This is a genomic window from Microbacterium sp., assembly GCF_035277845.1.
Taxonomy (GTDB): Bacteria; Actinomycetota; Actinomycetes; order Actinomycetales; family Microbacteriaceae; genus Microbacterium.
Genome location: NZ_DATEJS010000007.1, coordinates 1 through 7424, shown reverse-complemented (window position 1 = coordinate 7424; position 7424 = coordinate 1). Strand labels below are relative to the sequence as shown.

4 protein-coding genes and 1 pseudogene are annotated in these 7424 nt (G+C 70.3%); 2 read left to right on the top strand and 3 right to left on the bottom strand.

Translation table 11 applies throughout. The features are described from left to right. The 3 genes from VJR25_RS00290 to VJR25_RS00280 all read right to left on the bottom strand — a co-directional run. Positions 1 to 246 (bottom strand): LacI family DNA-binding transcriptional regulator (locus VJR25_RS00290; protein WP_324111329.1); only part of this gene is annotated, 246 nt, incomplete at its 3' end. A gap of 50 nt (positions 247 to 296) precedes the next feature. Next, entirely contained in the window at positions 297 to 2573 is a 2277-nt protein-coding gene (locus tag VJR25_RS00285; RefSeq protein ID WP_414683690.1) for a family 78 glycoside hydrolase catalytic domain, read from the bottom strand. A 33-nt stretch (positions 2574 to 2606) separates the two neighbouring features. Beyond that, positions 2607 to 3905: an MFS transporter gene (locus VJR25_RS00280; RefSeq protein ID WP_324111325.1), complete on the bottom strand. Its 1299-nt coding sequence runs from the start codon at positions 3903 to 3905 to the stop codon at positions 2607 to 2609. A gap of 246 nt (positions 3906 to 4151) precedes the next feature. On the opposite strand from VJR25_RS00280, the gene VJR25_RS00275 reads away from it, so the two are divergent. Together VJR25_RS00275 and VJR25_RS00270 are read left to right on the top strand one after the other, a co-directional pair. Next, positions 4152 to 6935, top strand: coding sequence for a family 78 glycoside hydrolase catalytic domain (locus VJR25_RS00275; protein ID WP_324111323.1), 2784 nt, complete (start codon positions 4152 to 4154; stop codon positions 6933 to 6935). Positions 6936 to 7026: 91 nt separating this feature from the next. Further along, positions 7027 to 7424: pseudogene (locus tag VJR25_RS00270) on the top strand (rhamnose isomerase); the annotation flags it as partial.

The window sequence follows — 7424 nt, the reverse complement described above, 5'->3', positions numbered from 1 at the left end:
GGCGCCCCGGGCGACGTCGCTGAAGAACGGGTTGTGCAGGTCGAGCACGACGAGCCCGATCGTGCGGCTGCGGCCGGCCCGCAACTGCCGGGCGGCGTCGTTGCGCACGAAGCCCAGCCGGTCGATGGCATCCTGCACGCGTGTCACGGTGGCTTCCGAGACCTTGTCCGGACGGTTCAGGACGTTGGAGACCGTGCCGACCGAGACGCCGGCCGCTTCGGCGACGTCGCGCACGCTCGCTGCCATCCGCACACCCTCCTCAGGCGAGCCTAGGGCACGCGCGCGCACCGCCCCGATCAGAGCGCACCGCGGAACGCATGCGCACCGCCGACGATGTGCTCGACCCGCCCGTCCGGCAGCACCACCTCGGCGGGCACGCCGTCGGGCACCGTCACGTCCAGCGCGAAGCCCTCGGCATCCGCGGTCCACGACGTCGAGATCGTGCCGGCGACCGAATCGTACGAGGTCTTCGCCCACGTGATGCCCGGCCCGGGCACCGGCTGGATGCGCACCCGCGCATAGCCGGGCGCCGCCGGGCGGATGCCGCCGACGACCTGATGGATCCAGTCCGCCACCGCGCCGAGGGCGTAGTGGTTGAAGCTCGTCATCTCGCCGGGGTTGATGGTGCCGTCCGGGAGCATCGAGTCCCAGCGCTCCCACACCGTGGTGGCGCCCATCGTCACCGGATAGAGCCACGACGGGCACTCCTTCTCGAGCAGCAGTCCGTAGGCGTCGGCGACATGACCGGTCTCGGTCAGCGCCCACGTGATGAACGGCGTACCTGCGAATCCCGTGGTGACGCGGTGTCCCGACGCGCGCACCAGGTCGGCCAGCCGATCGCCGGCGGCGGCGCGGTCGGCGTCGTCGAGCAGGCCGAAGCAGATGCCCAGCGCGTACACGGTGGTGCAGTCCGAGAGGATCCGTCCGGCGTCGACGTAGTGCTCGTTGAATCCGGCCCGGATGCGGCCGGCGAGTGCCCGCCACCGCGCGGCATCCCGATCGAGGCCGAGGACGCCGGCGGCCTCCGCAGCGAACGCGGCGCTGCGGTAGACCGACGCCGTCGCCACCACGTGCGGGTCGGCCTTGGCCGCGGCCGGGTTGTCCGGCGGGGCATCCGGGTCGAGCCAGTCCCCGAACTGGAAACCGGTGTCCCACAGGCCGGTGGGCGAGAGCAGCTTCTCCACCGACTCGAGGTGCAGCACCATCGCCGGGTAGTGCGCGGCGAGCCGGTCGCGGTCGCCGTACGCGCGCCACAGGGCCTCGGGCACCCACACCGCGGCATCCCCCCAGATCGCGGTCGCGCCGAGTTCGGGGAAGGCGAAGTCCTCGCCGAAATGGGCGTACTTCAGCACGTCGGGGACGACGATCGGCACGATGCCCCGCGCCGAGTTCGCGGTCTCGGCGTGCAGGTCGCGCAGCCAGTCGTCGAGGAAGTCGGCGGTGTCGAACTGGAACGAGGCGGATGCCGCATACGCGGCGAGATCCCCAGTCCATCCCAGCCGCTCGTCGCGCTGCGGGCAGTCGGTCGGGACACTCAGGAAGTTGCCCTTCTGCCCCCACACCGAGTTGTGCACGAGTTGGTTCACGAGGGGCTCGGAGCATTCGAACCGTCCGGTGCGCGCCATCGCGGAATGCACCACGACGGCCTCGACGGATGCCGCATCGAACGCGCCCGGCCAGCCCGTGATCTCGGCGTAGCGGAAGCCGTGGAATGTCAGCGTCGGCTCGAAGACGTCGGCGCCGCCGGACAGCACGAAGACATCCGTGGCCTGCGCCGCCCGCAGCGGTCGCGTGCCGAGCCCGCCGTGCTCGAGCACCTCGGCGTGGCGGACGGTGATCTCGGTGCCGGCCGGTCCCTGCACCGACAGCCTGATCCAGCCGACGAGGTTCTGGCCGAAATCGACCAGGGTCTTCCCCGCAGGCGACGTCCACGTGCGCTGCACGGGCAGCACCTCGTGCCGGGTGACCGGCGGACCGCTCTGGGCGACGAGCGTCGACCGGTCGATGTCGCTCTCGCGCACCGCGAGCGGTTCGCCCGGCATCCCGCGTCGCCGCGCGTCGATCGTCTGGCCGTTGTAGAGGGAGTTGCGCACGACCTCGGAGGTCGCGGCATCCCACTCGCCCGACGTCGTGATCCGCTGACGGGTTCCGTCGTCGAAGGTGACCTCGAGCGCGGCCGCCACGGCGATCTCGTCCCCGTAATTCGCGTTCGCGCCCTCGAAGCCGAGGTCGCCGCGGTACCACCCGTTGCCGAGCAGCAGTTCGACGTGCAGCTCCCCGTCGCCCGTGCGCACGATGGCGGTCACGTCATGCTGCTGCACGGCGAGGCGCCATTCGTAGGCGTTCCATCCGGGGTCCAGCACCGAGTCCGAGACCGGCCGGCCGTCGATGCGCGCCTCGTACACGCCGTGCGCGGTCGCGGTGAGCACGGCCGACACGACCTCCGCCCGCGGCCGGTCGAGCGGGACGGCGGTGGAGAAACGGGGGGCGACGTCGCGCGGGGCGTCGACGGTGAGGAAGCTCGCCCCCTCGAGCGCCTGTCGCACGTCGGTGGGGATCTGCAGGGCGGGCATCATGCGGGTGCTCCTGTCGAAAATCGGAAGGGGTCAGGCGTGCGGCAGCGCGGTCGCGGGCGCCACGTCGGATTCCAGCTGGGTCTCCTCCTGGAACTGGTTGCCGAGGTGACGGCGGAAGGTGAACCAGGCGACGAGCAGCCCGATCAGCACCACGAGCGACAGCACCGCGTAGAGGCCCTGCGGGCTCACCGCGACAAGGGCCGGCGTGACGAAGGCGAGCAGGGCCGCGACGACCCGGGCCACGGCGATGATGGTGCCCTGCGCGGTGGAGCGGAGCAGTGTCGGGAAGGACTCCTGCGTCCACACCTTCATGATCCCCTCGAAGGCGAACGCGCCGCCGACGCCCATCAGGATGTTCATCGGGAGGATCGTCGCGATGCTGAAGCCGAAGATCGCGGGGGTCAGGTAGGCGGCCATCAGCGCGATCGCACCGAAGACGAAGTAGCCCATGCGGTGCGGTCCGTCGACGATCTTCATGAACCAGAGTCCGCAGAGAAGCCCGATCGGGAAGCCGATGAGCGAGATCGCCGAGTTGGTCGCCACCGAGATGTGCGCGACGTTCACCGCGAGGTAGGTGCCGAACTGGCCGCCGGTGTTGGCGCCGACGTTGGTGAGTGCGTAGAAGACGACCAGCGCGATGAACGGGGCGAGGTAGGGGCGCTGCAGCAGGTCGCGCACCCGGGCATGGTCGGCACGGATCGTCTCGATGCCCTGCGCGCGCTCGGCCTGCGCGGCCCGCCAGCGCGCCGACTCCGGGATGGTGAGGCGGCAGACGAAGACGATGAGGGCCACGACGCCGACCTGGCCGAACAGCAGCTGCCCGCCGAGGCGACCGGTGTTGCCGAAGAAGGTGGCGATGAGCACCGCGCTCAGGATGCCGATGGTCCACAGGATGTTGGACAGCCCGATGATCGCGCCGCGGTTCCTGTCGCTCGCCGCCTCGGAGATCGTCGAGAGCGACACCGGCAGGTCGGCGCCGGTGCCGAGGCCGACGAGCACGATGCCGGTGAGCAGCAGCGCGAACGCGGTGCTGAACACGAGCAGCACGATGCCGACGAGGATCACCAGCATCGTCACGAGGAACACCGAGCGCCGGCCGAACCGGTCGCTGATGCGCCCTCCGAAGATCGCGCCGATGGCGATGCAGAGGGTGAGCGTGCCCGACATGACGCCGATCTCGGTCGCGGTGACGCCGATGGTGTGCTGGTAGATGACGAGGGCGATGCCGGTGGCGACGATCGTCGCGGCATCGATGTAGGATGCCATGCCGCAGACGACACCCACCCACCACGCATTGGCCTGTTTGAAGTTGGAAGTCGTGATCGCCATCGGGTTCTCCTTCGAACGCACACGTCCCCTGCTGGGACGTTACAACTGGGTCGGTCGTGAACGCTAGCAGGCATTGAATCGATTCACAAGCGGTCGCGTGAAATCCGTCGACAAGCGCGCGGACAACCGGATGTTCGGGATGAACGTGATTGACGGAGCGCGCCGCCCCGCCGTAGCGTGTGAGAGATCTTCCTTATGAATCGATTCATCGTGAAGCCGAAGACGGCTCGCGCGAGAGGAGTCCGAATGCCCCCCTCCCTCACCCACCTGCGTGCCGACCACCTCGAGGCGCCCCTCGCACTGCGGCGCCCGCGTCCCCGACTGACCTGGCGCCTGTCCGGCACGGATGCGACCCAGCGCGCCTACCGCATCGTCGTCCACGAGACCGCGCCCGGCGGCTCCCCCGCGCACCGGACGCATGACACCGGATGGGTCCGCTCCCCCGTCGTCGCGGCCGAGCTCGACGGCTTCGACGGCGCTCCCGGGCACGAGTACCGCTGGGATCTCGCCGTGCGCCTGAGCGGGTCGGACGAGGTGCTCGAGGCATCCGGCACGTTCGGCATCGGCCTGCAGGACTGGTCCGCCGCCTGGGCCGAGCCCGCGCAGCAGCCGGTGGTCGTCGAGGGCCTGCTCGGGCTCGGACCCGAGGCGTTCGCCGCCCCGGTGTCCGCCGGCCCGACCGGCGAGCGCCTGCATCCGCCGCGTCACCTGCGGCAGCGCTTCGAGCTGCCCGCCGCTCCGGTGGCGGCCCGGCTGCGCATCACCAGCCAGGGCGTGCACCAGCCCTCCCTCAACGGCGCCCCCGTCGGCGACGGACTGCTGGCGCCCGGCTACGAGAGTTACCAGCACGCGATCTCGGTCATGACCCACGACGTCACCGCAATGCTCAGCCCCGGCGAGAACGTGCTCGGCGTCGTGCTCGGCGACGGCTGGTACGCAGGCCGGATCTCGATCCTCGGCCGCAGCGCCCAGTACGGCGACACGCTGCGCGCCTCCTGGCGGCTCGAGGTCGACCTGCCCGACGGCACCCGCACGATCGTGCAGCCGGATGCCGCAGTGCGCAGCTCCCGCGGTCCGATCGACTGGTCCGACATCTTCATCGGCGAGCGCCACGACGCGCGCGCCGAGATCGCGGGGTGGGATGCCGCCGGCTTCGACGACGACGCCTGGACGCCGGTCGAACTGGTGCCCGTCGACGTGCCGCTCCTGCCGTTCATCGGCGAGCCGATCCGGCGCGTGGCCGAGCTGCCGGTGGAGCGCATCCTCGCCACCCCGGCCGGCGAGACGGTGCTCGACTTCGGCCAGGTGATCGCCGGTCGCGTGCGGATGACCGTCGCCGGCGACCGCGGCACCGTCGTGCGGCTCGAGCACGCCGAGGTCGTCGACGCCGAAGGCGACTTCCTCGACAACATCCTGGGCGTCAACAAAGACCAGGCCGACGAGTACGTGCTCGCCGGCACGGCGGGCGGCGAGACGTGGGAGCCGCTGTTCACCTTCCACGGCTTCCGGTACGTCAAGCTCGTCGGCTACCCGGGCACGCCGCGCGCCGAGGATTTCACGGCGGTCGTGATCGCGAACGACCTGGAGCAGACGGCATCCTTCGCGTCGTCCGACGCGCGCCTCGACAAGCTGGTGCACAACACCGTGTGGTCGCAGCGTTCGAACTTCCTCGCGGTGCCCACCGACTGCCCGCAGCGCGAGCGTGCGGGTTGGACCGGCGACCTGCAGGTGTTCGCACCGACCGCCGCGACCCTGATGGGAGTGGCGAGCTTCCTCGAGCGCTGGCTCGACAACGTGCGCCTCGACCAGCGTGCCCACGACGGCGTCGTGCCGATCATCGTGCCGATGCCACCCGCGATGGACGCGACCGGCGGTGACGAGGGCGGGGTGTTCGACATCCGCGCGGCGGCCGGCTGGAGCGACGCGATCACGATCGCCCCGTGGGAGCTGTACCGGCACTACGGCGACGAGCGGTTCCTGCGCGACAACTATGCCGCGATGACCGCCTGGGTCGCGCATCAGACGCAGGATGCCCGCGTCGCCCTGCCGCCGCGGCTCACCGGAGCGGAGCTCACCGAGCCGCAGCGCGCCCATCACGAGCTGTTGTGGAACGGACGGATGAACTTCGGCGACTGGCTCGCTCCCTCGACCCTCGTCCCCTCGGCGGATGCGCCGTTCGACGAGGCGGACGTGATGATGATCGCCCCGAAGCTCACCGCTGAGCTGACCGGGCCGCTCTTCCAGATCCGCTCGCTCGATCTGACCGCCGCGAGCGCGGAGGTGCTCCACCATCCCGAGGATGCCGCCCGGCACCGCGCCCACGCAGCCCGCGTCCGCGAGGCCTTCGCCGCCGAGTACGTCGGCGAGGACGGACGCATCATCCCGGACATGCAGGGCATCTACGTGCTGGCGCTCGCCTTCGACGCCGTGCCGGATGCCGTGCGCCCGCGCGTCATCGATCGCCTGGTGGACCTCGTGCACGCCGCCGGGGACCACCTCGACACCGGCTTCGTCTCGGTGCCGTTCCTGCTGGACGTGCTGTGGGACAACGGCCACGCCGATCTCGCCCGCACCCTGATGCGGCAGGACACCGCGCCGTCGTGGCTGTACGAGATCGACCGCGGCGCGACCACGATCTGGGAGGCCTGGCACGCCGTCCACGAGGACGGCACCGTCGACCGGGTCTCGATGAACCACTACGCCTTCGGGTGCGTGGTGGACTGGATGATGCGGCGCCTGGCCGGACTCGAACTCGTCGACGCCGGGTATGCGCGCTCACGGGTCGCCCCCGACCTGGACGGTTTCCTCGATCACTGCGCTGCGCACATCGACACCCCGCACGGCCGGCTCGCCGTGCGCTGGGAAAGGGACGGCGATGAAGCGACGCTCGAGGTCACCGTGCCCGCCGGCACGACGACCGAGATCGCGGTGCCCGCCGGCTGGCGGCTGGACGGCGAGCTCCGGCGGAATGCCGGCATCCACTCCCTGCGAGCGACGCGGCATATTGAATCGATTCATAAATCGGCTTGACGCCGCCGGATGCGACGCGTACTGTGAAGATCATCAAGAATGAATCGATTCATTCTCAGCGACACCGGCACGCGACAGAGGAGTCCCCGCAATGGCCGCCACCCTGACCCCCGACATCCTGGCTGCGCTCGAGGCGCAGGCGATCGAGCTTCCGTCGTGGGCGTTCGGCAACTCGGGCACCCGCTTCAAGGTGTTCGCGACCGCCGGCACGCCGCGCGATCCGTTCGAGAAGATCGCGGATGCCGCCCAGGTGCACAAGGTCACCGCGCTGGCGCCGAGCGTGGCGCTGCACATCCCGTGGGATGCGGTCGACTCGTACGACGACCTGCGCAAGCACGCCGAGGATCACGGTGTGGCGCTCGGCACGGTGAACTCCAACACGTTCCAGGACGACGACTACAAGTTCGGTGCGCTCACGCACGAGGACGACCGCATCCGCCGCAAGGCGATCGATCACCACCTCGCCTGCATCGACGTCATGGATGCCAC